Annotated in this window: 1 protein-coding gene; it reads right to left on the reverse strand. The window is 63.9% G+C overall.

Going from position 1 to position 1,437, the window contains the following annotated elements:
• On the reverse strand, positions 1 to 1,437 hold a 1,437-nt coding region (locus A8O26_RS29010), incomplete at both ends, for a DUF6531 domain-containing protein (RefSeq protein ID WP_172828226.1).

The raw sequence follows: 1,437 nt of genomic DNA on the forward strand, positions 1-1,437 counted from the left end.
TGCCCGTAGGCACCGTAGTGGTAGGCGCGTGTGGCGCCGGTAGGAGATGTCGTCTGGGTCAGTCGGCCAGCGGCGTCCCACTGTTGCCGGGTCACCGCCGCGTGTTCGTCAACCGTTGTGGTCCGCCGCCCCAGCGCATCGTAGGAAAAACGCCGCACACCACCGTCAGGCAGGGTTTCTTCGGTCAACTGGCCGAGGGCATTCCACACCAGGCGATGCCGGCCGCTGTCGGGATAGCGGATCGACAGCAACTGGCCACGGGTGTCGTAGTAGTAATGGGTGACCTGGCCGTCCGGATCGACCGCTTCGGTGACATCGCCCTCGGCATTGCGCCGGTAGATCCACACCGCATCACCGCGCGAACGCCGATGCAGGAAGCCGTTGCGGTATTCGTAGGACGTTGGCGCGTCATCCGGCGGAATCAGCGCGATCAGCCGTCCGACTTCGTCGTAGCGGTATTCGGTGACTGCGCCTAACGCATCCTGCTCGGCGATCAAGCGTCCGGCAGCGTCATAGGCCTTGAGCTGCTCGCCACCATCAGCCTCGACCTTGCGCACCAGCCGCGCCCGCTCGTCGTGGACGTAAACCTCTTCGGTACCATCGACGTAATGCACCGCGACGCTGCCGTCGTCCGCCCAGACGTAACGCGTGTTCATCTGCGAGAACGACGCCCAGTGGCGCACACAACGGGCCGATTTCCCCGCGCGCTCCCACTCCCAGAAGAAACTCGCCCCGCCGGTGAGCTGCCGCTGCAGGATCACGTGAGCGTCGTCGTAGTCGTAACGTTCGCTGTCGCCGACTGCGTTGGTCGCGGCCAACAAACGCTGACGGGCGTCGTAGCAGTAACTGACCAGCGTCTGCTCGGTGTGCCAGGCGCCTTCACGCCAAACCTGATAATCGACCGCGATCAGGTGAGCCCGCTCATAGCGCAACAACAACGAACGTCCGGCCCCGTTGTCCAGTCGCTGAATCCTGTCAGACCGATCGCGCTGCACGGTCAGACGATTGCCATACGCATCACTGATCGCAGTCAGCCGCCCGGCACGAAAGTGATAAAACCGTGGCGCTTCACCTGCCAGCGCGAGGATCAACTCCTCCGGCGCATCGCCGAGAAAAATCGCCGCCCGCGACAGGCTGTTGTGAATAGCCGGGCGCTCGATGTTCGGCAGCGGAAACCGCGTACGGCGGTTTTCATGGTCGACCCAGACCACCTCATCCCCGGCAAACTCCAGCCGATGCGCCAGCGAATGGCTCCAGCCAAACCCCAGCCCGACATCGAGCTCAACCGCACTGCTGCGATACAAACGCGTGAACTCGAAGGGCAACACGCCATCGAGCACCGCATCGGTCAGGGTCAGCAGTTCCTCGCCGGTGACCATCGACACCGGGCAACCGTTGGTGCAGGTGCGCGGCACACAATCGGCGCTGTCGCCGTTG

The sequence above is a fragment of the Pseudomonas fluorescens genome (assembly GCF_001648775.1).
Classification (GTDB): domain Bacteria; phylum Pseudomonadota; class Gammaproteobacteria; order Pseudomonadales; family Pseudomonadaceae; genus Aquipseudomonas; species Aquipseudomonas fluorescens_M.